General features: G+C 43.5%; 21 protein-coding genes. 14 read left to right on the forward strand and 7 right to left on the reverse strand.

Annotated elements, in window-relative coordinates; all coding sequences use genetic code 11:
- Positions 1 to 30: 30 nt before the first annotated feature.
- The 4 genes from rsmB (at position 31) to ybaK (ending at position 5,201) form a co-directional block, all read left to right on the forward strand.
- Positions 31 to 1,413, forward strand: a complete 1,383-nt coding sequence (gene rsmB / locus DFP79_RS10945; RefSeq protein WP_133503984.1) for a 16S rRNA (cytosine(967)-C(5))-methyltransferase RsmB — start codon at positions 31 to 33, stop codon at positions 1,411 to 1,413.
- 326 nt (positions 1,414 to 1,739) lie between these two features.
- Positions 1,740 to 3,113 (forward strand): Trk system potassium transporter TrkA, encoded by a 1,374-nt coding sequence (gene trkA, locus DFP79_RS10950; RefSeq protein ID WP_133503985.1) that lies wholly within the window; start codon positions 1,740 to 1,742, stop codon positions 3,111 to 3,113.
- 129 nt (positions 3,114 to 3,242) lie between these two features.
- Positions 3,243 to 4,691, forward strand: coding sequence for a TrkH family potassium uptake protein (locus DFP79_RS10955; protein ID WP_133503986.1), 1,449 nt, complete (start codon positions 3,243 to 3,245; stop codon positions 4,689 to 4,691).
- A 36-nt stretch (positions 4,692 to 4,727) separates the two neighbouring features.
- Positions 4,728 to 5,201, forward strand: coding sequence for a Cys-tRNA(Pro) deacylase (ybaK, locus tag DFP79_RS10960; RefSeq protein WP_133503987.1), 474 nt, complete (start codon positions 4,728 to 4,730; stop codon positions 5,199 to 5,201).
- A gap of 54 nt (positions 5,202 to 5,255) precedes the next feature.
- Here ybaK and DFP79_RS10965 read toward each other — a convergent pair whose 3' ends face one another.
- Positions 5,256 to 6,155: a lysophospholipid acyltransferase family protein gene (locus DFP79_RS10965; protein ID WP_133503988.1), complete on the reverse strand. Its 900-nt coding sequence runs from the start codon at positions 6,153 to 6,155 to the stop codon at positions 5,256 to 5,258.
- 251 nt (positions 6,156 to 6,406) lie between these two features.
- Here DFP79_RS10965 and gmhB point away from each other — a divergent pair, with 251 nt between their 5' ends.
- Positions 6,407 to 6,988, forward strand: coding sequence for a D-glycero-beta-D-manno-heptose 1,7-bisphosphate 7-phosphatase (gmhB, locus tag DFP79_RS10970; RefSeq protein WP_133503989.1), 582 nt, complete (start codon positions 6,407 to 6,409; stop codon positions 6,986 to 6,988).
- A 66-nt stretch (positions 6,989 to 7,054) separates the two neighbouring features.
- Here gmhB and DFP79_RS10975 read toward each other — a convergent pair whose 3' ends face one another.
- The gene (locus DFP79_RS10975) at positions 7,055 to 8,206 is read right to left on the reverse strand and encodes an MFS transporter (RefSeq protein ID WP_133503990.1); all 1,152 of its coding nucleotides are present in this window, start codon (positions 8,204 to 8,206) and stop codon (positions 7,055 to 7,057) included.
- A gap of 193 nt (positions 8,207 to 8,399) precedes the next feature.
- A complete protein-coding gene (locus DFP79_RS10980) occupies positions 8,400 to 8,816 on the reverse strand; it encodes a winged helix-turn-helix transcriptional regulator (protein WP_133503991.1) in 417 nt (138 codons plus the stop codon).
- Positions 8,817 to 8,941: 125 nt separating this feature from the next.
- Here DFP79_RS10980 and DFP79_RS10985 point away from each other — a divergent pair, with 125 nt between their 5' ends.
- Positions 8,942 to 9,793 (forward strand): SDR family oxidoreductase, encoded by an 852-nt coding sequence (locus tag DFP79_RS10985; RefSeq protein WP_133503992.1) that lies wholly within the window; start codon positions 8,942 to 8,944, stop codon positions 9,791 to 9,793.
- Positions 9,794 to 9,916: 123 nt separating this feature from the next.
- Here the strand turns inward: DFP79_RS10985 and gyrB are convergent, their stop codons facing one another.
- The 4 genes from gyrB to dnaA form a co-directional block, all read right to left on the reverse strand.
- Positions 9,917 to 12,340, reverse strand: a complete 2,424-nt coding sequence (gyrB, locus tag DFP79_RS10990; protein ID WP_133503993.1) for a DNA topoisomerase (ATP-hydrolyzing) subunit B — start codon at positions 12,338 to 12,340, stop codon at positions 9,917 to 9,919.
- The gene (gene recF, locus DFP79_RS10995) at positions 12,333 to 13,433 is read right to left on the reverse strand and encodes a DNA replication/repair protein RecF (protein ID WP_133503994.1); all 1,101 of its coding nucleotides are present in this window, start codon (positions 13,431 to 13,433) and stop codon (positions 12,333 to 12,335) included. Before recF ends, gyrB begins: the two co-directional genes overlap by 8 nt.
- Before the next feature lie 61 nt (positions 13,434 to 13,494).
- A complete protein-coding gene (gene dnaN, locus DFP79_RS11000; RefSeq protein ID WP_133503995.1) occupies positions 13,495 to 14,592 on the reverse strand; it encodes a DNA polymerase III subunit beta in 1,098 nt (365 codons plus the stop codon).
- Positions 14,593 to 14,624: 32 nt separating this feature from the next.
- Positions 14,625 to 16,169, reverse strand: a complete 1,545-nt coding sequence (gene dnaA, locus DFP79_RS11005; RefSeq protein WP_133503996.1) for a chromosomal replication initiator protein DnaA — start codon at positions 16,167 to 16,169, stop codon at positions 14,625 to 14,627.
- 529 nt (positions 16,170 to 16,698) lie between these two features.
- On the opposite strand from dnaA, the gene rpmH reads away from it, so the two are divergent.
- From rpmH to DFP79_RS11045, 8 genes are all read left to right on the forward strand, one after another.
- Positions 16,699 to 16,833 carry a 50S ribosomal protein L34 gene (gene rpmH, locus DFP79_RS11010; protein ID WP_013663328.1) on the forward strand — a complete coding sequence of 45 codons (135 nt, stop codon included), beginning with the start codon at positions 16,699 to 16,701 and terminating at the stop codon, positions 16,831 to 16,833.
- Between the two features lie 7 nt (positions 16,834 to 16,840).
- Complete coding sequence (gene rnpA, locus DFP79_RS11015) at positions 16,841 to 17,239, forward strand: ribonuclease P protein component (protein ID WP_133503997.1); 399 nt, start codon at positions 16,841 to 16,843, stop codon at positions 17,237 to 17,239.
- Between the two features lie 123 nt (positions 17,240 to 17,362).
- On the forward strand, positions 17,363 to 19,024 hold the full coding sequence (gene yidC / locus DFP79_RS11020) for a membrane protein insertase YidC (protein WP_133503998.1): 1,662 nt from the start codon (positions 17,363 to 17,365) through the stop codon (positions 19,022 to 19,024).
- 225 nt (positions 19,025 to 19,249) lie between these two features.
- Complete coding sequence (gene mnmE / locus DFP79_RS11025; RefSeq protein ID WP_133503999.1) at positions 19,250 to 20,629, forward strand: tRNA uridine-5-carboxymethylaminomethyl(34) synthesis GTPase MnmE; 1,380 nt, start codon at positions 19,250 to 19,252, stop codon at positions 20,627 to 20,629.
- A 782-nt stretch (positions 20,630 to 21,411) separates the two neighbouring features.
- Positions 21,412 to 23,301 (forward strand): tRNA uridine-5-carboxymethylaminomethyl(34) synthesis enzyme MnmG, encoded by a 1,890-nt coding sequence (gene mnmG, locus DFP79_RS11030; RefSeq protein ID WP_133504000.1) that lies wholly within the window; start codon positions 21,412 to 21,414, stop codon positions 23,299 to 23,301.
- 38 nt (positions 23,302 to 23,339) lie between these two features.
- On the forward strand, positions 23,340 to 23,966 hold the full coding sequence (gene rsmG, locus DFP79_RS11035; RefSeq protein ID WP_133504001.1) for a 16S rRNA (guanine(527)-N(7))-methyltransferase RsmG: 627 nt from the start codon (positions 23,340 to 23,342) through the stop codon (positions 23,964 to 23,966).
- 4 nt (positions 23,967 to 23,970) lie between these two features.
- Positions 23,971 to 24,744 carry a ParA family protein gene (locus DFP79_RS11040; RefSeq protein ID WP_133504002.1) on the forward strand — a complete coding sequence of 258 codons (774 nt, stop codon included), beginning with the start codon at positions 23,971 to 23,973 and terminating at the stop codon, positions 24,742 to 24,744.
- Positions 24,745 to 24,845: 101 nt separating this feature from the next.
- Positions 24,846 to 25,733, forward strand: coding sequence for a ParB/RepB/Spo0J family partition protein (locus DFP79_RS11045; protein WP_133504003.1), 888 nt, complete (start codon positions 24,846 to 24,848; stop codon positions 25,731 to 25,733).
- The last annotated feature ends 64 nt before the right edge of the window (positions 25,734 to 25,797 follow it).

Below are 25,797 nucleotides of genomic sequence, written 5' to 3' on the forward strand. Positions count from 1 at the left end.
AGGTGCCCCGTTAATTTAGAGATACAGCCAATGTCAGATTTCCACAATGATCAGCCTTCAATGGGGTCACGAGTCGCCGCCGTTGAAGTCATTACACAAATATTGCTTCAACAAGGTTCCTTGTCGACACAGTTGTCGAGGATACAAGCAAAAGTAGATTTTGATGATCAAGCGTTACTAAAAGAGTACTGTTTTGGCGTGTGTCGTCATTTCCCATCGCTCAATTCAATCGCGTTAAGCTTACTTGCAAAACCATTCGAAGAGCGAGATTTTGATCTTTATGCCACATTATTATTAGGTCTTTACCAGCTACAACATATGAGCACTCCCGATCACGCAGCCATCAATGAATCAGTTGAACTGTGTCGAACTCTGAAAAAAGACTGGGCGACCAAAATTATTAATGCCGTATTGAGACGTTATCAGAGGGATCAAGACGACATCATTGCGGCCATTTCGTCACAACCTTCTGTCGAATTCAATCTACCAAAATGGATCATCAAGAGAATCAAAAAGAACTGGCCGGACCAGTTCGAGTCCATTGTCGAAGCGACTAATGCTCGCCCACCCATGTGCATTCGCGTAAACCTAGATAAGGTTTCACGTGAAATATATAAGAACATGCTGGACGAGGAAGGTATTGTTTCACGTGAAACATCATTTTCAGAGTCAGGTTTGTATCTCGAAACCGCAGTACCAATTTTTGTATTGCCAAAATTTACTGAAGGATTTGTAAGCGTACAAGACGAGGCTGCACAGCTGTCTGCTCAAATATTACATCCGAAAAATAATGAGCGTTTACTTGATGCTTGTGCCGCCCCGGGTGGAAAAACGGGACACCTTTTGGAAACGGCTCCGGATGTGCAACTTACTGCGGTTGAGTTAGAACCGTGGCGCTTAGAAAGAATTGAAGAGAACCTTGAACGTTTAGGGTATCAAGTGGAGCTGATTGTTAGTGATGCTGGAGATTTAAAAAACTGGTGGGATGAAACTCCGTACGACAAAGTTTTATTAGATGCGCCTTGCTCAGCAACCGGCGTAATTCGACGCAATCCTGACATTAAGATTAATAGAAAACCAGCTGATATCGAGGCGCTTGTAGAAATCCAATCGACCTTGTTGGACAACGTTTGGCAAGTCGTTGGAGAGGGCGGTTATTTACTTTACGCTACCTGTTCAATCATGCCGGAAGAAAACAGTCTTCAAATCGAGCGTTTCTTAGCGAGAACAGCAACCGCAGTTGAGGTTCCGTTGAATTCAATTAGTAGTCATTCAATTAATAGTGATTCTACAATTAGCAAGGTCGCTACGAATACCTCAAACAACAAGACTGACCATGGCCACCAGCTCCTTCCTAAGGTCGACGGTCATGATGGCTTCTACTATTGCTTATTACAAAAAAGAGACGCCTAACCTAGACGACAATCTAAATTAAAATTCTAAAAAGGAGTGTTTCACGTGAAACACTCCTTTTTTTGTTTTCAGGTTAGTCATGTTTTCATTACAAATGATGTTCGCTGAGCCGACATAAGGGCAAATTGAGATTCACCAAAATTCCATACCGACAATAGATCAATTCATCATTTAATCTCCTTTAGAAAAAAATCATCAATAAATTCAAAATAGACGTTAAAACTATCGGAGAACGAGTTTAGAATTAACTACTTGCGACACGCTAACGCAATTAACACGACAGTAAATCAGAACCTAAGTGAGAGGCGTCTCCTCTAAGGCAGTTTATGAAAATAATCATTATCGGTGCAGGTCAGGTTGGAGCCACTCTGGCAGAGAACCTTGCAAATGAAGATAACGACATTACCGTTATTGACAGTAACCAACATCGACTGAGAGAACTGCAAGATCGGCTCGATATCCAAACAGTAGAGGGGAGTGGATCGCATCCCGACGTACTTGATCAAGCAGGTTGTAATGATGCAGACATGTTGATCGCGGTAAGCAACCAAGATGAAATAAACATGGTGGCGTGCCAAATCGCTCATACGCTATTCAAAACACCCACCAAAATTGGTCGAGTACGCTCCAGCGCCTACGCGAAATATCCAAAACTTTTCTCTGATACAGCGCTCCCAATCGACGTACGTATTAGCCCAGAGAAAGAAGTGACGAAGCACTTAAGTCGCCTGATTCGATATCCGGGCGCATTACAGGTGATGGAGTTCGCTGAGGGGAAAGTTCAGCTGGTCGTGGTTAAAGCGGAGACAGGCGGCCCTCTCATTGATCAGCCCATTAGCTACTTAAAAGAACACATGCCATCGATTCAAACTCGAATCGCAGCAATTTATCGTGAAGGCAAAGCCATCAAGCCAGACGGTAATACTCATATTCGAGCCAATGACGAAGTATTCTTCCTTACGGCTCAGAGAGACGTGCTCGATGTGATGAGTGAGATGCGTCCATTGGATACGCCATATCGCCGTATCATCATTGCGGGCGGCGGTAACATAGGTGAACGTTTAGCGCAGAGCCTAGAAAAAGAATACCGAGTTAAAATCATTGAACGTAGCCCTGAACGCTGTCGCTATTTATCAGAAACGCTAAACAACACCATCGTACTCAATGGCGATGCGTCAAAACAGGAATTGCTGCTGGAAGAAAATATCGAGTCGACTGATGTTTTCTGTGCACTGACAAACAACGACGAAGCGAACATCATGTCTTCGATGTTGGCCAAAGTACTTGGCGTGAGAACGGTCATGACGATCATCAACAACCCTGCGTACGTCGATATCGTACAGAAAGGCATGATAGACATCGCGATTTCGCCGCAACAAACCACCATCAGTAGTTTGCTGTCCTACATCCGTCGTGGTGATGTGGTAAATGTTCACTCGCTGCGTAAAGGTGCTGCGGAAGCATTAGAAGCCGTCGCACACGGAGATTACAACTCGTCTAAAGTTGTGGGGCGAAAAATCTCAAACATTAACCTTCCCGAAGGTGCAACGATTGGTGCGATTGTTCGAGGCGATGATATTATTCTTGGCTCAGGAGACGTGAAAATCGAAGCTGAGGATCACGTCATTCTATTTGTCTCTAACAAAAAGCAGATACCTGCGGTAGAGCAACTGTTCCAAGTAGGGCTGACTTTCTTCTAATCCAAATACTTAAATCAGCGAGCAAACGTCGAATGAGCCCAAGCTCATTCGCAAGTAATCGAAAGCAAGATCAAACAAAAATAAGCGCGCTGAGTGATTCAGCGACAACAAGTAAATTGGAAAAGACATATGCGCATTCAGGTTATTCTACGAGTTATTGGCATATTAGTGATGGTGTTCAGCCTGTCTCTGATCCCGCCTATTATTGTTTCTCTTATATATCAGGATGGCGCACTGAACGCTTTTATCTCTGCACTTGGCATTAACTTAATCAGCGGTTTGCTACTTTGGTTGCCGGTTCGAAACCAAAGAGCCGATTTAAAAATTCGGGATGGGGTCGTAGTGACTGTTCTGTTCTGGTTTGTATTGGGTCTATCGGGATCGGTTCCGTTTCTAATCTCCACCGACCCAGTGCTCACGTTTACTGATGCACTTTTTGAGTCTATCTCTGCTCTTACCACGACGGGTGCAACCATCCTAACTCACATTGATAATTTACCGCCGTCAATCCTCTTCTATCGCCAACAACTTCAATGGTTAGGGGGAATGGGGATTATCGTACTGGCGGTGGCCATTATGCCGATGCTCGGCATCGGTGGTATGCAGCTATATCGTGCTGAAACGCCAGGTCCTGTAAAAGATTCAAAGCTAACGCCACGAATTGCAGAAACAGCAAAAGCGCTTTGGTATATATACGCTTCTTTAACGACCGTTTGCGCGATCGGATATTGGTTAGCGGGGATGAGTTTATTTGATGCTATCTGTCACAGTTTCTCTACCGTAGCAATTGGTGGTTTCTCCACGCATGACGCAAGCATCGGCTATTTCGACAGCGTCGCGATAGAAATCGTTTGCTCACTCTTTATGTTTATTTCCGCCATCAACTTTGGGCTGCACTTTTTTGCTTGGAGAAACCAAAGTGTACTGCATTACTTCCAAGATCCTGAAGCTCGCTTCTTTATCTTTATTCTCTTTTGTACGATCACCCTAGCAACATTAGGACTCACTCTTACATCAACCTACGACTGGGATGTATCTATCCGTTATGCGGTCTTTGAGAGCATCTCAATTGCGACCACAGCAGGGTTTGGTACATCCGACTTCTCAACTTGGCCTCACTTCCTTCCGTTCTTATTGATCGTTACATCGTTTGCGGGTGGCTGTGCCAGTTCTACTGGCGGCGGTATGAAAGTCATGCGGATACTGTTGATCCTAAAGCAAGGTGTTCGGGAGATCCAAAGGCTGGTGCATCCAAGTGCCGTAATCCCAATCAAAGTAGGGGGTAAGGCAATTCCTGAACGCGTTGTTTCAGCAGTGTGGGGATTCTTCTCTGCCTATCTGATTGTTTATGTCATCCTTATGATTGGCTTGATGGCAACAGGCATCGATCAAGTTACGGCTTGGTCAGCCGTCGCTGCAACGCTTAATAACTTGGGGCCTGGCCTAGGAGAAGTTTCTGCCAATTTTGCCAGTGTAAACGACCCAGCGAAATGGATGCTGTGCTTTGCTATGCTCCTTGGGCGTTTAGAGGTCTTTACTTTACTGGTACTGTTTACGCCTATGTTTTGGCAACGATAACTCGAATTGACGAGACACACGTAAGAAGGAATTAACATGACACCGGCCATCAACCAACTGAAAAAAGCAAAAAAGGGGTTTTCAATTCATGAATACGAGCATGATCCCAGCTGCAAAAATTTTGGTAACGAAGCCGTTGAAAAGTTAGGCCTGCAGGCAAAAGAAGTATTCAAAACCTTACTTGTGTCTGATGATAAACAGTTTTTTGTTTGCATCGTACCAGTCAACTGCACGCTCAATTTAAAGCGTGCAGCCTCAGCACTGAAGGTGAAAAAGCTTCGAATGGCAGATCCAAAAGAAGCTGAGCGATTAACCGGGTATTTAGTCGGAGGCATTAGTCCTCTCGGGCAGAAAAAAGCACTGATAACCCTCATAGATAAGAGTGCCGAATGTCTCGACAAAATCTATGTCAGTGGGGGCAAGCGAGGGTTAGACATTGGCCTGTCACCCCTTGATTTAGCAACGCAGTGTCGACAGGCGCAATTTGCAGATATTAGAGACGTCGCTTAATTTGAATGCAATAAAGCGAATACTGAACAATCGAAGGCAAATGCTAACCTGAAATCACATATCAGATGAACGCGGATACAAGGAAGAGCCGTCAGCTTGTTTTTTAAATCGCTTATATTCCCATTGATATTGCTCAGGGTGGCGCATTATCAATGATTCTAGATCTTTATTTAACGCTGCTGTGGAAGTTGGTAAGTCCTCACTGTAGAACGCCTGATCTAAGGGAAACACTTCAAATTTTAATGCTGTTTTCGTTTGAAAGGCGGCACAAATATACGCCTTTGCTCCAGACTTAGACGTTAACTGACTCGCCAGTGTCATGGTATACGCAGGCTGGCCAAAAAATGGAACATACTCGCCACTGCCTTCAGCTGGGACTTGATCAGGAAGAATTCCAACCACGCCACCAGACTTTAACGCCTTCATTAACTGCATAACACCGCGACGATCCGTAGGGGCCAACTCCGTACCCGCTCTTTTGCGAGACTCCAAAATAAATGCGTCCATTGCTTTGTCTTTTTGCGGACGGTACATAGTGGTCATCGTACGCATCTGCGACACAAAAGAAGGAATAAACTCCCAACTTCCTAAATGAGGCGCCATGAGTAAAACACCTTGGTCGCTTTCCAGCGCCTGTTTAAACTCTTCAACACCTTCTCCAAACTCCAATAGCTTAATCAGCTCATCAGGAGTCCGAGTCCAAGCATGCAACATCTCCATACTCGTTTGGCCCATATGAATGAGTCGCTGATTACGAAGTGACTTTCGTTGAGCCAGAGGCATATCGGGAAAACAAAGTAACAAGTTCTGATCAATCCCTTCAACCGTGCGTTTGTCTAAGCGAATAAGACAGCGACCCATTAAACGCCCCAATGTTCGTTTAACCGAAAACGGCAAAGCACCGATAAGTTTTAAACTCGCAACAAGCACAGACTTAGGTTGATCTGAAGACATAGGCCACCATTTACCACAAAACAGAATAATGAAAGTGTGTATTGTACTCTATTTCTCAGAATCCTATTTATCAGAATCACAGCTTATCAATAAAAGTCGCATTGGAAGAACAAACGCAGTAAGTTATACGCATGCTCTTATTTGCTTTGTTGTCTTTGTTGTCTTTGTTAGAAAACAACTCGACCTGCAAATGCAGCAATGATACAAACAATCTCCTTTTTGAACTTAATTAGAAGTGACAGAAACTGAAAATGCCGCAAATTACAGATCAAAATAACATCAAAACTAAACCTATTATTTTGTTAGATCGTGATGGTGTCATCAATTATGACTCAGACGCATACATTAAATCTGTCGATGAATGGCAACCTCTTCCGGGGAGTATTAAAGCTATTGCCGCACTTTCAAAAGCAGGGTTTAGAGTGTTTGTTGTAACCAATCAATCAGGCATTGCTCGTGGTTATTACGATGAAGCTGAGCTGCTCGCAATGCACCAAAAAATGATGGCATTGGTTGAAGCGGAAGGCGGTACTATCGAAGGGATCGAATACTGTCCTCATGGGCCTGACGACGGATGCAGCTGCAGAAAGCCTTTACCGGGTATGATCGAATCCATTGAAAGTAAAATCAACGCAGATTTTACTCAAACACAGGCAATCATGGTTGGCGATAGCAAACGAGATCTAGAAGCCGGTCACGCACGGGGCTGTCACCCTGCATTGGTACTAACAGGTAAAGGCAGAGACTCTCAATACAAAGAGTTCAATTTCTACTTTGATGTGTACGCTGATCTAGCGGCATTTGCGTTGGCAACCCTTCATAAATTTGCCTGAGCGTCCTATGACGATTATCTCACTGTGAGAGTCGGATAATCGTCATGAAGCTCGTACGCTATTAGATCACTCATATCGTTTTGCTAGCCTTAGAACATAGGTCCAGCTCGAAACAAAAAAAGCCAACAGAACCAACAATAATATTGGAAACGAATCAACGCCAAGCACTTCGATCAAAGGACCTGTTAAAGAAGGGGCGACCAACGCACCGAGACCACAGCAGAAGAAGATGATGCCGGTTCGTTTACCTGTTAAGGTTAAAATACGATTAGCAAAGGAGAAAATCATAGGGAAAAGTGCAGAGCACCCGAAGCCTAGACCGAAAACGATCAATTCCAACATATGACCTTTTTCAGAGCCTACACTCATCGCTAAAATAGAAACGCCGCATACCAGCATCAAGATATAAACACACGGCACAACCGCTAAAAAACGCAATAAGGGAACAAAGATCAAGCGCCCCAATGACATGGCCATAAAAAACCATGTTGCCAACACAGCTGCATTATCAGTAGTAAGACCTTTTAGAGTTCCATACGTTGAAATCCAGCCTGCAACCGTGACTTCCATTCCTACATACAAAAAAATCACGACTAAGAACGAAACGAACAACTTAGTTTGATTTTTCGGAACCTCTGTTTGAGTATCAGAAGGCGTATCTAATACCGGGGTGGGTTGCTTAAACAACAGAATAGGGAACAGAATAGAATACAGCCCGATGAGCCAAATCCCCCAACCGTAGCTCCCTCCTAACCAATTCATCGCAACAAAAATAAGAGGCGCCACCATGGCTCCCAAACTGTAACTTAAATGCAATGCCGTTACATAAGATTCGACTTTTTCGCGGTGTAACCAAAGCATCATCAAGTTACCGCCTGTATTAATGGAGACTTCACTTGCCCCAAGCAAGACAAACAAACCTATCAACATCCACAAGCTGGTAGAAAAGGGCACCAGCAACGTCGCGACAATCATGATTCCTAACATCGCAATCAAATAGTGGTGGCCTGTAAATCGGTCATACATTCTGGCAGCAACCAATGCTCCCAAAATATTGCCAATACCTCTGGCAGTAAACAGCACGGAAATTCCAGTGACCGTTGAATTAGAAAGATGTGCCAAATAAATCAAGCATGGCCCTAACATACCACTGACGGCACCACAGGCGATAAACATCAAACAATAAGTTGATGTGCGTTTCCATTCAAATATACGCATTTTTTAGATCTCAAAGGCAATGACAAGCACACGTATGCGGGCAAAAAGAAGAGACGAATGCTCCTCTGAACAAAATGCATTTAATCATGGAGGTTAAATTAAAAAAAGTAACTTACTTCAAAAAGAAGCGCTTAATTTTCTTAAATATTAATCTGCAAAAACGTGACCATAAATAAGCGTATAGTAGGCCAAATCAACTGCCCAATTTCTGCTTCATAATGTTCATCGTATTACCTTCAATCCAGCACACTAATTCCAGTACTTTTTGACAAGCTTCTTGCCCTAAATCCGTTAATTTATACTCAACATGCGGCGGAACAACGGGGTAGACGGTACGTTCAACAAGGCCATCCCCTTCAAGCTGTTTTAGTGTTTGTGCCAGCATCTTTTCACTTACGCCTTCAAGTCGGCGGCGCAAGTAACTAAAACGGCGATTTTCACCATCCCGTAGCGCAACAAACACCATGATTCCCCAGCGACTTGTTATGTGTTTCATAATCTCTCGTGAAGGACAGTTACTCGATAACACATCACCGCGATCGTATTCTGAAAACATCTTCTCAACGTCAATACCTAACGGCTTGCTCTCTAATTGCACTACTTTTTTCATACTTACCTTTTTGTACGTACTTACTTTTAGTTAGTTTCTAGTCTAAATTAGTTTTATCAAATTAACCAACGGCTTTTTCATTCAAAGCAATTTTTAGAAAAGAAGATTACGTAGGAGTTTCAGTTATGATTTTAGTAACAGGCGCAACAGGAAAATTGGGAAAACTGGTCATAGAGAGTCTAATTTCACGCGGCACACCAGCAAACAGCATCATTGCGGGCGTTCGCTCTCCAGAAAAAGCGGCAGACCTTGCAGGTCAAGGAATAGCAGTTCGTAAAGCAGATTATTCTGATCCAGCGACACTCGTCCCAGCATTCGAAGGCGTAAAACGCTTAGTTTTGGTTTCCTCAAGTGAAGTTGGCCAGCGTCTTTCACAACACCAAAATGTCATCAACGCCGCTAAAGAAGCAGGCGTGGAACTTATCGTCTATACCAGCCTTCTTAAAGCAACAGATTCTCCGTTGATCTTAGCTCAAGAGCACATCGGTACAGAACAAGCACTGGCTGAATCTGGTGTTCCACATGCAATATTACGCAACAGCTGGTACTCTGAAAATTATACGGAAAACCTAGGAATGGCACTGGAACACGGCGCAGTACTGGGCAGTGCAAAAGAAGGCAAATTTGCCACAGCGACACGAGCAGATTACGCCGAAGCCGCAGCGGTTGCCGTTTCAACGGAAGGTCACGCCGGTAAAATATACGAGCTAGCAGGCAGCACGGCGTTTACATTAACCGAATACGCTCAATACGTGAGTGAGCTGTCTGAAAAAGCCGTTATATACCAAGACCTTCCAGCAGAAGAGTTCACAAAAATACTCATAGAAGTCGGTCTTCCTGAAGGGTTCGCTGCAGTTCTAGCAGACTCAGACGTGGGTGCCTCCAATGGCGCACTATACAGCGACAGCAAGGATCTAGAAACGCTTATTGGTCGTCCATCTACACCTATCCAAGACAGCATTAAAGCGGTGCTTTAAGCAACGACATAGCGTCAAAACTTGCGGCTCATCGTTTCTACTGCATTGAGCTACTAGAAATATAAAAAAGCCCGATTTAGAAAACTAAATCGGGCTTTTTTTAACGCTTAACTAAATTAACGATTAAACGTCCAAATTCGCTACAGACAATGCGTTGTCTTGAATGAAGTTACGGCGAGGTTCAACTTCGTCACCCATCAGTGTGGTAAACATCTGATCGGCTGCAACCGCGTCATCAATGGTCACGCGTAGCATACGGCGAGAATCAGGATCCATAGTGGTATCCCAAAGTTGATCAGGGTTCATCTCTCCCAATCCTTTGTATCGCTGTACGTCCATGCCGCGTTTGGCTTCTTTCATCAACCAAGTTTTCATTATGTCAATGTCAGCAACAATTTGCGTACGTTCACCACGTTGAATGTAAGATTCTTCGCTAAACAGTGCTTTAATAGTTTCGGACATTTCAACAATACGAGCATACTCAGGTGATGCAAAGAATGTCGCTTCAAAACGGTAACGGTTACTGACGCCGTGTGACATGATATCAACAACAGGTAGGTACACATTACGTTCTTCATCTTTTTCGACGAAGAAGTCAAACTGGAAGCCCGTGCGAGTGTCTGTCGGCATTTGTTGACGAAGCAATTCAACCCATTCTAATACCGCATTTTCATCCGTCAGAGCCTCAGATTGAAGCGGTGCAACATACAGAAGCTTGCCCATGACATCTTGTGGGTACACGCGAGCCATGCGTTCAATATCGTCTTCAATACGAATGTAATCTCGAATGAGCTTAGCCAATGCTTCGCCTTGTATTCCTGGTGCATCTTCATTTACATGAAGGGCTGCGCCGTCCAAAGCCACTTCGATAAGGTGTTGCTCAAGCGCATGTTCATCTTTGATATAAAGCTCATTCTTACGACGTGTCACTTTATATAGAGGTGGTTGAGCGATAAAGATATGTCCGCGTTCAATAATTTCTGGCATTTGACGGAAGAAGAACGTCAGTAGCAAGGTACGAATGTGCGATCCATCAACGTCGGCATCGGTCATGATTACAATGCTGTGATAACGCAACTTATCTGGATTAAACTCATCACGGCCAATACCACAACCCAATGCGGTAATCAGTGTACCGACTTCCGCCGATGACAACATTTTATCAAAGCGCGCTTTCTCAACGTTCAGGATCTTACCTTTCAGCGGCAAGATGGCCTGAGTACGACGGTCACGACCTTGTTTTGCAGAACCACCTGCAGAGTCACCCTCCACTAGGTAGATTTCTGAAAGCGCTGGATCTTTTTCCTGACAGTCTGCCAGCTTACCCGGCAAACCTGCGATGTCTAATGCACCTTTACGACGAGTCATATCACGAGCACGACGTGCTGCTTCACGCGCACGCGCAGCGTCGATCATTTTATTTACTATGATTTTCGCTTCGCTTGGGCTTTCCAATAAGAATTCCGAGAAGCGCTTAGACATTTCTTGTTCTACAGCGGTTTTTACTTCCGACGAAACCAACTTGTCTTTAGTCTGAGAAGAGAACTTAGGATCCGGTACTTTTACCGATACAATCGCTGTTAAGCCTTCACGGCAGTCATCGCCTGTTGTAGCGACTTTTTGTTTCTTAGCAAGACCTTCTGACTCTATAAAGTTATTGAGTGTACGCGTTAGCGCACCACGAAACCCTGCCAAATGAGTACCGCCATCACGTTGAGGAATGTTATTGGTGTAACAATAAATGTTCTCTTGGAAACCGTCATTCCACTGAAGCGCCACTTCAACCGCGATGCCATCTTCTAAATCATCACGCTGACAAATGAAGTGAAAAATATCATTAATCGGAGTTTTGTTTGTATTCAAATGCTCAACAAAAGAGCTCAATCCGCCATCGTAGTTGAAGAAGTCTTCTTGTCCGGAGCGCTCATCTTTCAGGCGAATCGCCACACCAGAGTTAAGGAAAGACAACTCACGTAAACGCTTCGCAAGAATATCGTAGATAAATAGAATATTACTAAAAGTGTCTGCAGAAGGCTTAAAGTGAACCGTTGTGCCAGCTCCATCCGTGTCACCTATAATGGCTAACGGTGCTTGCGGAACCCCATGAACATAATTCTGCTCATAGATTTTGCCGTTCTTGCGAATTGTCAGAGTTAGGCTTTCGGACAATGCGTTAACAACAGACACACCCACTCCGTGAAGACCACCCGATACCTTGTAAGAGTTGTCATCAAATTTACCGCCGGCGTGCAGTACCGTCATGATAACTTCTGCGGCAGAAACACCTTCTTCTTCGTGCATGTCTACCGGAATACCACGTCCATTATCCGATACAGACACTGACTCGTCTGGATGAATAGTGACTGTGACGGTATCACAATGGCCCGCAAGAGCTTCGTCAATCGAGTTATCGACGACTTCAAACACCATGTGGTGCAGACCTGTACCGTCGTCCGTATCACCAATATACATACCTGGACGTTTACGGACAGCATCGAGCCCTTTGAGCACCTTTATACTGGACGAATCGTAATTGTTTTCACTCATTTAAGTCTCCTGCAACCCTCTGCAACTCGCCATTACGCATAGCAAAGTGACGAACATCTGTCGCATCAGACCAGACAAAATCCAAACTGTCTGACCCAACACTGGTTATAAATATTTGGCTGTTAAGCGATTCTAACAATCGACACAGTTTTTGACGGTGGTTCGCATCCAGCTCAGCAGGTAAATCGTCGACTAAGAACACTAAAGATCGACCCATACCTGTCAGTACTTGACCCTGTGCTATTTTAAGCGCAGACACCACCAGCTTTTGTTGACCACGGGAAAGCGTATCTAACGCATCACCCGTCTTGGTTTTTACTCGTAAATCCGCGCGTTGTGGCCCCGAATGCGTATAACCAAGCTCAATATCACGACCCATTCCGGACGCCAGCGATTCAGTAAGCGTTTTTTGCGAATCCCACCCTTGCGTAAAATTAAGAGTGACATCAAGCTCATCCGACAGCGCATTCAACACGGTTTGAAAATACGGAATTAAGTGCTCTACATAGGCTTGACGAACGCCATTAACGATTTCGCCGAGCCTGATCAACTCCTGATCAAAAGCAGCCAGTAAATTAGGTGAAATTTTACCACGTTTAAGCAAGCTATTCCGCTGTTTTAATGCTTTTTGCCAATCTCTCCATGCAGACATAAATTGCGCATCAAAGTGAAACGCTCCCCAGTCGATAAACTGGCGACGAACCTTAGGAGATCCTTCTAATAATCGAAAAGCATCTGGATTGATCAGCTGTACTGGCAAGCGCTCTGCTAGCTCAACAATCGAATGGATCTTCTCTCCTTGAATTCGCACTTCGATTGCGCCATCACGAGCCCGCCTCAAACCGATTGGCAATACACGTGAATTGGCTTCAAGCTGAGCAAAGACGATGCACTCGTCTTGCTCATGCTGAATATAGGTTTTGTGTTTGTGACTTCGAAAAGAACGGCCATATGAAAGCAGATGAATGGCTTCAAGAACGGAGGTTTTACCGCTGCCATTTTCTCCAATAATCACATTAACCTGATTCGAAGGCTCAAACTGAATTTTGGTAAGGTTTCGCAGCTTTGCGATATCGAGACGCGCCAGAGGCATATTTGGAAGGCTTTATAAAAGGTGTGATCGAACTCGAACACACCTTTGTATTATTGAAGTGTTACAGACGCATCGGCATAACGACGTATTGCGCTGCATGGCTTTGTGCTTCTTCAATCAAAGCACTGCTGTTTGAATCGTTCATTGCGATGCGAACTTCTTGCGCGTCAACCACGCCAAGTACATCAAGTAGATAGCCAACATTGAAGCCAACTTCCATTCCATCGCCCTGATATTGAACTAAGACAGACTCTTCGGCTTCTTCTTGTTCAGGGTTGTTAGCAAATACTTGAAGCATGCCGTTGGATAAGATCAAACGCACACCGCGGTATTTTTCATTCGAAAGGATCGATGCTCGTAAAAATACTTGGCGCAATTCCTGACGATCAGCGATCACCATTTTTTCGTTATTTCTTGGAATAACTCGATGATAATCTGGGAACTTACCGTCCACCAGCTTCGATGTGAAAGTATAATCTGCAACCGTTGCACGAACGTGGTTTGAGCCGATTTTTAGCTCAACCAGCTCATCCGTATCACTCAACAAACGATTCAATTCTAACACCCCTTTACGAGGCACAATCACTTGAGTCAAATCGCCGCTCACTTGAGCGTCTTCTATAGCCGTCGCTAAACGGTGTCCATCGGTTGCGACAACACGCAACTGACCGTCTGCAACTTCAAACAGCATACCGTTCAAATAGTAACGAACGTCTTGGTTCGCCATTGCAAATCCGGTACGGTCAATGAGGCGACGCACGCTCGATTGTGCAATATTGACGGTCAAATCACCTTGCATATCCTGAATGTTTGGAAACTCATCAGCAGGTAATGTCGACAAACTAAAACGAGAGCGACCTGAACGGATAGTGGCTTTTTGTTCGTCTAAAGAGAACTCAATCACAGCGCTATCAGGAAGGCTTTTACAGATGTCTACCAACTTACGCGCAGGAACCGTGACTCGGCCTTCTTGGCATTCATCAAGTGGCACCTGACCAACCAATTCAACTTCTAAATCGGAGCCTGTTAGCGTCAATACCTGGTCTTTAACCTCAACCAGTACGTTTGCTAATACTGGCATAGTTTGTTTACGTTCAACGACACCGGCAACTAATTGTAATGGCTTTAGAAGCGTCTCGCGGACGACTGAAAATTTCATATTTTCCTCATTAACTTTAAGTCTTAGACCGATCAGGTGGTCAAAATTCGCATCAATTGTTTGTAGTCTTCTCGGATATCAGAATCCGTGTCTTGTAACTCTTTTATTTTACGAATCGCATGTAACGCCGTTGTATGGTCTCGGCCACCAAAAGCATCTCCGATTTCCGGCAAGCTATGATTCGTAAGTTCTTTTGCCAATGACATCGCCACTTGACGCGGCCTTGCGACAGAGCGACTGCGGCGTTTCGACAAAAGATCACTGATCTTTATTTTATAATATTCCGCAACAATTCGCTGAATATTATCAATGTTTACTAGCTTGTCTTGCAAGGCCAGCAAGTCTTTTAACGATTCTCTTACAAAGTCCGGCGTAATCGCACGCCCTGTAAAATGTGAGTTTGCAATAACACGTTTTAACGCGCCTTCAAGTTCACGAACGTTGGAGCGAATCTTTTGCGCAATAAAGAACGCGGAATCATACGATAATTTCACGCCACTTTCTTCTGCTTTACGCATGAGAATTGCCACGCGGGTTTCAAGCTCAGGCGGTTCAACGGCTACGGTCAGTCCCCAACCAAAGCGAGATTTCAACCGATCTTCTAACCCTTGAATCTCTTTAGGATAACGATCACAGGTCAGAATCATTTGCTGACCCCCTTCTAATAAGGCGTTGAAGGTATGAAAGAACTCTTCTTGTGTACGATCTTTACCAGCGAAAAATTGAATATCATCGATCAACAGAGCATCAACCGAACGATAATAACGTTTGAAGTCATTTATGGCGTTAAGCTGTAACGCTTTTACCATATCAGCAACAAATCGTTCTGAATGCAGATACACGACTTTAGCATTTGGGTTGTGGCGCATTAACTCTGTACCGACCGCTTGCATTAAGTGAGTTTTACCTAAACCAACCCCACCGTATATAAAGAGAGGGTTATAAGCCCCTCCGGGGTTTTCAGCGACTTGACGCGCTGCTGCGTGGGCCAGTTGGTTTGATTTACCTTCAACAAAATTATCAAAAGTAAAAGAATTGTTTAGGTTTGCACCGTGATTAATTCCGCCTTCAACTTCGACTTTACGATTCGGTTGAGTCAACGGCAGCTGGCCTTGTTCATAGGGTTCAAGGTCGCCATTTAAAAAAGCTTCCGTGTCCGACAAGGTTAAAGGCGCTTCAAACTCAAGACCCGACACCGGCTCCTCACTCGATTCATCCATTATTTGGCCTGGACGATAGCCGGAATCGTTTTCAACTTTCACCACAGGCGGTGTTTTCGTTTCAACGACAGGAGGCGGAGAAGGAGGGGGGGTATTCGCAGAAAATGCATGTTGTTTTACCGCCAACGTCAAATTGGGAGCAGGGCTTTCACCCGAAAACTCAGCAAGCAGTTCTTTGATACGAGCCTGATACTTATTATTAACCCAATCGAGCACAAAACGGTTAGGGGCAAAAAGGCACAATTCTCCCGACGCAGACTCTTCAGCCTGTAACGGACGAATCCATGTATTGAACTGTGATGCGGAAACTTCATCTTGTAGTTTGTCAAGACAACGTTCCCAAAACTCCAAAGACACTGAACAGCACTCCCAGAAACATTGGCGAAACAGAAGCGAAATAGTAACCTGCCGCCGTCAACTTATCCACAAAAAATACGAAAAAACACACATGCTAACAGGCTAGCATTGTAATGTTAGTAACTAGACAAGTTATGCACAGCAGTGCAAAACCAATTCTTTTTGTGCATAGAATGGCAGGTTATCAACATATTAACAGGGGTACGAAAAACATTTTATTAACAGGTAAGGTTTTTACATAACACTATGTTAATAAAAACAAAAATAGGCATCACAACTTATAAATGTGGAAAACTTTTTAATCGCTGATTTTCTTTATTCACACTATATTGATAAGGCTGTGGGTATTTTATTAACGAAATGTGTGTATATTTTTTATCAAATTAAACTCGTTTTTCATTGAATTTCAGAAGTAAACCTTCTAGAATTCGCGCCCTGATTTACCGATCAAATACGATCAAATCGTTATGGAGGCTTGGCTAAGGCTAACCCTCAAACTCTGAAACACTGATTCAGTGAGAGAATAGAAATGAAAAGAACTTTCCAACCTAGCGTATTAAAACGTAAGCGTAACCACGGTTTCCGTGCACGTATGGCTACTAAAGGCGGACGTCAAGTTATCGCTCGTCGCCGTGCTCGTGGTCGCAAGGCTCTAAGCGCTTAATTCGCATATGGCCGAATATTGTTTTCCCCGGCATAACAGACTCCTGAATGCCGGGGATTATCAATCCGTCTTCAATAACACTTCTTTCAAAGTCTTCGCAGGCGAATTTCTTATTTTAGCACATAAACAGTCAGGCACTCATGCCAGACTCGGTCTTATCGTAGCTAAAAAAAATGAAAAACGAGCCGTTGGTCGAAATCGCATTAAGAGGGTGGTGAGGGAATCATTTCGTCATCACAAAATGGGGCTCAATGACTTAGATATCGTCTTTCTTGCTCGAAAAGGCATTAAAGAGATCGATAACCAAGAATTGCATAAACGCTTAGAAAAAGCGTGGGCTCAACTTGCGAAAAAAGCCGTCAAGGCGAAAAAATCATCAAAAGCAGTATTATCACCAGAGAAATAAGCTGAAAAAGCGACCAAAGGCTGGTTTAATAGCGCTTGATTTTGAAAAAGGCTCTGGTAAGCGATTTAAATTGCTAAAAATATCAGAGTCTGTTGTCCAACCAATCAAATTTAGTTGAGTACCATGGATTTCAGACGTTACTTTTTATGGGGTGCCCTATTCGTAAGCGGCTATCTTCTGTTTTTACAGTGGAACCAAGATTACGGACCTCAATCTCAAGCAGCTCAACCCGTTGCGCAAAACCAAAATGCAATCAGCAACGAAACGAGCACAGACAGTGATTTACCTAACGCAGCCAGCAATACTACATTGCCAGCAAGCGAAACAGATGTACCTGGTAATGCAAAAGCTCTCGCATCAGGCCAGCTCATCGATGTCAAAACCGATACTCTGGATATTTCGATCGATCCTGTTGGTGGTGACTTAGTAGGTGCCTCTTTACTGCAATATAAGAAAACACTGGATGCAATCGATCCATTTGTGATTCTAGAAAAGAATTCGACTCGTACATATGTGTCACAAAGTGGTTTGATCGGACGTGACGGTACGGATAACTCAAAAGGCCGCCCAACTTACCATACAGACAAGACTCAATACACTTTAGCTGACGGTGAAAATACACTGGACGTCAATCTGTACTTTACAGATGAAAAAGGCATCGAGTATATAAAAACCTATCGCTTTACACGTGGCCTATACAGTGTTGAGCAAAGTATCACGATCAACAACACTTCAACGAGTGATTGGCGTGGTAAGCAGTTCGCACAAATTAAGCGTGACAGCACGGAAGACCCAAGCACAGCAACAAGCCTTGGCCTTCAACCTTACTTAGGTGGTGCAATATCCACAGACGAAGTTAGGTACGAAAAAGTATCTTTCTCTGATATGGAAGAAAAGCCCGCTAAAATCAGCACGAATTCAGGTTGGGTTTCGCTTTTACAGCATTACTTTGTGTCTGCATGGATTCCAAAACAAGGCGAGACAGTAACACTTCAAACTCGCTCTAAAAACGGCATCAACTTTATTGGTTTTACTGGACCAGAAGTAGAAATTCCAGCGGGGCAAAAAGGCACGTTAAGCGCGACATTCTATGTTGGGCCGAAGCTTCAAGATCAATTAGCAGCGACTGCGACAAACCTTGATAAAACAGTCGACTACGGCATGCTGTGGTGGCTTGCGGAACCATTATTCTGGTTACTAACCGCTATCCAGTCTGTTGTTATCAACTGGGGTGTTGCAATTATCCTGATCGTTGTTTGTGTGAAAGCAGTATTCTTCAAACTTTCTGCAGCAAGTTATCGTTCTATGGCGAAAATGCGTAAGTTCGGTCCAGAACTAACGCGTCTGCGTGAGCAACATGGAGACGATAGGCAGAAGATGTCGCAAGCGATGATGGCACTCTATAAGAAAGAGAAAATTAACCCACTAGGGGGTTGTCTTCCGATTCTTGTACAAATGCCAGTATTCCTATCCTTGTATTGGGTACTAATGGAATCCGTAGAGCTACGCCATGCTCCCTTTATGCTGTGGATTAACGACTTGTCGTATATGGACCCATACTATGTACTGCCAATTTTGATGGGGCTTAGCATGTTAGGTCAGCAAATGCTGAACCCAACACCTCCAGATCCAATGCAAGCACGTATTATGAAGATTATGCCAATCGCATTTACCTTCTTCTTCTTGTGGTTCCCAAGTGGATTGGTTCTATACTGGGTAGTCAACAATACCTTGTCGATTGTTCAACAATACGTTATTACCAAGCGTATTGAGGCAGACAAATAACCAGCCTCTAAAAAGCGGGTAAGACATTAATTGATTGAAAAGGCTTCCAACAGGAAGCCTTTTTAGTATCTAATATTTAAATACATATCCAATACAACACTGAACCATGACCGATCATATTCCTATCTAAAGCTATTTTTAACCTCTGGTGCAACCAACACCAAACATCACTTTAGATAAGCAAGCACTTAATTACAGACAAATAATTTATCAAAAGAGCCTTACATGACTGACTTTCAGCAGCTAATGGATCAAGACACGATTGCCGCTCAAGCAACAGCACCGGGTCGCGGTGGCGTCGGAATCATCCGTTTATCAGGTCCAAAAAGCTTAGAGATAGCAAAAGCCATTATTGGATTCGAACCTAAGCCTCGTTACGCGCATTATGTACCTTTTAAAGATTCAAATGACGAGCAAATAGATCAGGGAATCGCTTTGTACTTTCCTGGACCGAACTCGTTTACAGGTGAAGATGTATTTGAGCTTCAAGGGCACGGTGGCCCAGTCATACTCGATATGCTAATGAGTCAATGCACTTCATTAGGCGCACGGCTAGCAAGGCCAGGGGAATTCTCTGAGCGCGCATTTTTAAATGATAAGATGGACTTAACACAAGCAGAAGCCATCGCAGACCTTATCGATTCATCATCAGAACAAGCGGCGAAATGTGCATTGCGTTCTCTGCAAGGCGCGTTTTCAAAACGAGTCACAGAACTCGTAGAAGCCTTAATCCATTTGCGAATTTACGTAGAAGCGGCCATTGATTTTCCTGAAGAAGAAATCGACTTTATTGGCGATGGGAAAGTCGCAGCCGACCTCAAAGGTATTCAAATAAAACTTGGTGAGGTTCTAAAAGAAGCAAACCAAGGTGCTTTATTAAGAGAAGGGATGAATGTTGTCATAGCAGGGAGGCCGAATGCAGGTAAATCAAGCCTTCTCAATGCTTTATCAGGAAAAGACTCCGCCATAGTGACAAACATTGAAGGGACCACCCGAGATGTCCTACGCGAGCACATACATTTAGACGGCATGCCGCTTCATATCATTGATACAGCAGGCTTACGTGACAGCCCAGACGAAGTTGAACGAATTGGAATACAAAGAGCGTGGGAAGAAATTCATAAGGCAGACCGAATTCTATTGATGGTAGATAGCCAGACCGTCAATTCAAAAAATCCAGATGAAATTTGGCCGGAATTTGTCGCTCAGCTTCCTTCTCGTGAAAAACTAACCCTCGTGAGAAATAAGGTAGACCTAACCACCGAGTCAACAGGGTTAGAGACTATTCAGGGTCTTCCAATCATCTCGTTATCTGCTAAAACAGAACAAGGCATCGATGCTTTGTCTCAGCATCTAAAATCGGTCATGGGGTTTGAAAGCACCACTGAGGGTGGCTTTATTGCACGTAGAAGACATATTGAAGCGTTAAATAAAGCAAGTGGCTTCTTACGTTCTGGACATGACCAATTACATGGTTTTGGAGCTGGAGAACTTTTGGCAGAAGATCTAAAAGAAGCGCAACAGGCACTGAGTGAAATTACAGGTGAGTTCACCAGCGACGATCTGCTAGGTCGAATATTTGGTTCATTTTGTATCGGCAAATAGACCTCTTCTTCATCAAGCTCAAAGACGTTTAAAAAAGGGCTTCAGGCTCTTTTTTAAACGTCACCTTTCTCACTTCATTTCGCTCTAAAGCCTTTCTCAATACTGACCCACCTCTTCTTTATCAACAATCGCGCTCTAAATTCCATTTTCTGTATGCTTTTCACCTTATCCACACTATTTGCGTATTCATTTATCGATTTTTTACCCACAATAATGAGGTAGGATATCTGTCAAGAAATTTTATTAACATTTTTTTTGACTAAAAAAAGCCGATATGCAAAAAAATATAACTATTTTCATTGTGGATTAAAAATATAAAAAACCGCTGTATATATCCCCAAAAAATATAAAAAACCTAATAATTTCATAAAGTTATAAACAAAAATGAGATCGCCTTAGCCTGTGGAAAATATTGGTGATAGCTTTATAGGAAGTTTTGCACAGTTTTGAACAAATCCACAGGCAATATTTCAGCTTGTATAACTAACAAGGTTATACACAAGAATACTTACCCACATCCCAAGCATCTAAAGTGTTATTTAACAAGGTTAAAAATTTTTAATTTTATGTTTTATATGGTTTTTTTTAAGTTATAAACAGAAAAACGCCTCCTATTAAATAACAATAAACATAAGATTTAAGATATATATACTTATATTTTTATTTATGATGACCGGGAGATGTCAGTTGTCGCTCTTTCTTTTTAAAAAATGTCCGATATACTAAGCGCCCTCATCTGAGTTGTTCGTTTTTTAGTCATATTTTAGTTACCGAGGTATTGAGTGGATTTCCCAAGTCGTTTTGACGTTATCATAGTGGGTGGTGGACATGCAGGAACCGAAGCCGCACTTGCAGCAGCTCGTACTGGAGCAAAAACACTTCTGTTAAGTCATAACATAGAAACGTTAGGCCAGATGTCTTGTAATCCAGCCATTGGTGGAATAGGAAAATCTCACCTCGTTAAAGAAATTGATGCTTTGGATGGCGCTATGGCACTGGCGACTGACCGAGGTGGTATTCAATTTCGGACTTTGAATTCTCGTAAAGGACCTGCAGTCCGTGCTACTCGAGCTCAAGCGGACAGGATTCTTTACAAAGCTGCAATTCGTCATCAACTTGAAAATCAAGAGAACCTTTGGCTATTTCAACAATCTTGTGAAGATTTAATTGTTGAAAACGGAGCGGCTCGTGGTGTTGTAACTCAAACTGGAATTCGTTTTTTAAGTAAAACAGTGGTATTGACCGCGGGAACATTTCTGGGTGGCATAATACACGTAGGGCTTCAAAATCATTCTGGAGGCCGAGCAGGGGATCCACCATCAATTGGTCTTGCCGAGAAACTTCGAGCACTGCCTTTCAGAGTTGATCGCCTAAAAACGGGGACACCACCGCGAATTGACGCACGATCCGTTGATTTTAGTGTTATGCAAGCTCAACCGGGTGATGATGTTACACCTGTGATGTCCTACATGGGAGCATCAAATATGCACCCACAACAAATCAACTGTTACATCACTCATACTAACGAACATACTCATGACATTATTCGTTCAGGTATGGACAGATCCCCTATGTATACAGGGGTAATTGAAGGCGTAGGCCCACGCTATTGCCCATCCATTGAAGATAAAATCGTCCGATTTGCTGATAAGAACTCGCATCAAATCTTTATCGAACCTGAAGGTTTAACAACACACGAGTTGTATCCGAATGGCATTTCGACGTCATTACCTTTCGATGTACAGCTTGATCTTGTTCGCTCTATGAAAGGTATGGAAAATGCTCATATTACGCGTCCTGGTTACGCTATTGAGTACGATTACTTTAATCCTCAAGATCTTAAGTATTCGTTAGAAACCAAACATATGCCTGGATTGTTCTTTGCTGGCCAAATTAACGGTACAACAGGGTACGAAGAAGCGGGAGCACAAGGTTTATTAGCGGGTCTAAACGCAGCATTACAATCTCAAGATAAAGACGCTTGGACTCCAAGACGGGATGAAGCTTATCTTGGCGTGCTGGTGGATGACCTAATAACAATGGGCACAAAAGAGCCTTACCGCATGTTTACCAGTCGTGCTGAATATCGATTGGTTTTGCGTGAAGATAACGCTGACATGCGTTTGACCGAAAAAGGGTATGAATTGGGTGTGGTGTCTGATGAGCGATGGGCTGCGTTTTGTAAAAAGCGTGAATCCATTGAGCGAGAAACTCAGCGCATGAAATCAAGCTGGATAGTGCCTAACTCGCCAGAATCAGCAGCGATCAATCCTAAACTAGAAACGCCAATGTCGCGTGAGTACAGTTTGTTGGATTTGCTTAAGCGTCCGGGAATTGAATATGCGGATGTTGCGAATCTAAAAAATGCGCCAGAAGAAGAAATTGACAGTCAGGTCGCAGAGCAGGTTCAAATATCGGTTAAGTATGAGGGATACATCACACGTCAAGCGGATGACATTGAGCGACTGCGCCGCCAAGAAAATACCGTATTACCGGAAGATCTTGATTACTCTGTGATCGATGGTTTATCTAATGAAGTTAAACAAAAATTGATGGATTCTAAGCCTCAGACTCTGGCAGCAGCCTCACGTATTCAAGGGATTACGCCTGCAGCGGTTTCTTTACTGCTGGTTCATTTGAAAAAGCGTGCGATTGCACGCAAAAGTGCCTAGAATCTCCGCCATACTTTTGGTGAATTCTGGAAACGGTTGTGACTCACATTGAAATGATTCGAAAAGGCGCTCTGGATTTAGGGCTTTCTTTAACTGAAAACACACTGCAACAACTTGAGCGTTATCTTGAGTTGCTGCAAAAGTGGAATAAAGCGTATAACCTCACGGCAATCAGAAACGCCGATCAAATGGTGTCCCTCCATTTGATCGATAGTTTGTCGACTATTCCTTTTATCAAAGGGGATAATATAATCGATGTGGGAACCGGACCTGGGTTGCCGGGCATGGTACTTGCAATCTGTTTGCCGGACAAATCGTTTACTTTGCTCGATAGCAATGGCAAAAAAACACGCTTCCTAACACAGGTTAAAATGGATTTGGGCTTGTCGAATGTGACGGTTGCCAATGAGCGAGTGGAAAAACATGTAAATCAAGGGCACTATGATCATGTTATTTCTCGAGCATTTGCTTCATTGGAAGACATGATTAACTGGTGTCTGCCTCTGCCTCACAAAGACGGTAATTTTTTGGCTATGAAAGGGGTTTACCCTGAAAATGAGATCAATCAATTACCCGATGGTGTTATCGTACAAGACGTTTTTCCTTTAATGGTTCCAACGATAGATGCAGAACGACATATGGTCGTAATGACACGTAAAGGATAGATGAATGGCCAAAATCATAGCAGTAACAAATCAAAAAGGCGGGGTCGGTAAGACCACGACTTGTGTGAATCTCGCAGCATCCCTTGCTGCTATGAAAAGACGTGTCCTGTTGATAGATTTAGACCCTCAGGGTAATGCGACAACAGGCAGCGGTTTGGCGAAAGAGGAATTGGATACCAGTGTATTTGACGTACTCATCGGCACTCATGGTGTAAGAGAGGTCATGAAACCGTGTGAATCTTCTGGTTATCAAGTCCTGCCAGCGAACGGCGATTTAACAGGGGCTGAAGTCGTCTTATTAGATTTGCCCAGCAAAGAAACACGCTTACGTGCCAGCTTGTATGAAGTCGAAAGTGAATTCGATTATGTTCTATTGGACTGTCCTCCTTCGTTAAATATGCTCACAGTGAATGCCTTAGCTGCGGCTCAGGGTGTCCTGATCCCCGTGCAATGTGAATACTATGCGCTTGAAGGTTTGACGGCTTTGTTGCAAACCATAGAGACCATATCTACAGCATTAAATCCAGCTCTAAGCATCGAAGGGATTATTCGTACAATGTACGATCCTCGTCCAAGCTTAACGCACGATGTCTCTTCTCAGCTCGTTGAGTACTTTGGTGAAAAAGTGTTTGATACTGTCATTCCTCGGAATATTCGTTTGGCGGAAGCGCCAAGTTATGGACTTCCTGTTTTACAATATGAAAAGCAATCACGAGGCGCCATTGCATACCTTGCATTAGCGGGTGAGTTTGTCCGTAAACGCGCTGCTGTCGCCTAGTTTTTTAGTCAGTAAAGAGTTGTTTTTTAGTGGGTGGTTATAGGCGAACCTACTTTTATATTTTATGTTATCGGCGCGCACTTGAAGAAAGGTTTTAAAAGATGACGGTTAAAAAACGTGGTTTAGGCCGAGGTCTGGATGCATTATTAGCTCCAAAAACGCCAACTGTTGAAGAAGAAGTCGGGAGCTCTGAACAAACAGAGCAAATTAAGGGATTGACTTATTTACCTTTGGATTGGCTTTCAAAAGGTAAATTTCAGCCTCGTCGAGATATGAACCCTGCGCACTTGGATGAGCTGGCGAACTCCATTCGCCAACAGGGGATTATGCAGCCTATCGTTGTGCGTCCGATTGAAGAGCAAAAGTACGAAATTATTGCCGGTGAACGCCGTTGGCGTGCAGCAAGGATCGCTGAGCTTGAGCAAGTTCCAGTTATCATTCGACATGTTGAAGATTCAGATGCGGTTGTTCTTGCTTTAATTGAAAATATTCAGCGAGAAGACCTTAATCCAATAGAAGAGGCGCTTGCGCTTCATCGTCTCATAGAAGAATTTCATTTAACTCAGCAAGAAGTGGCTGACACTGTGGGCAAATCACGTTCTGCGGTAACAAATTTATTGCGACTTTTAGGCTTAAGCGCAGAAGTTCGTCGTTTGTTAGAGCACGGTGATATTGAAATGGGCCATGCCCGTGCACTTTTGCCGTTGGAGCATAATGAGCAAATTCAGGCCGCTTCTCAGGTGGTCACAAAGTCTTTATCGGTAAGAGAAACAGAGAAACTCGTCAAAAGTTTACAATCTGGAATTGAAAATGAGAAAGAAAAAGTTGAACTTCCAGACTACTCTGAACAAGCAGAAAAGATCAGTCAAAAAATAAATGCACAGGTGAAAATCCAACAAACACCAAAAGGTAAAGGAAAGGTGGTGATTGAGTTCCGTAACCCAGAACACCTTGAATTGTTACTTGGCGAGTTGTTTGAGGCTAAATAACGCAATTTTGGCGCATCTTGATATGGCTCTATAGACAAGATGCGAATAAAGTGCTCAGAAATTC

This window comes from Marinomonas balearica, assembly GCF_004362145.1.
Lineage (GTDB): Bacteria > Pseudomonadota > Gammaproteobacteria > Pseudomonadales > Marinomonadaceae > Marinomonas > Marinomonas balearica.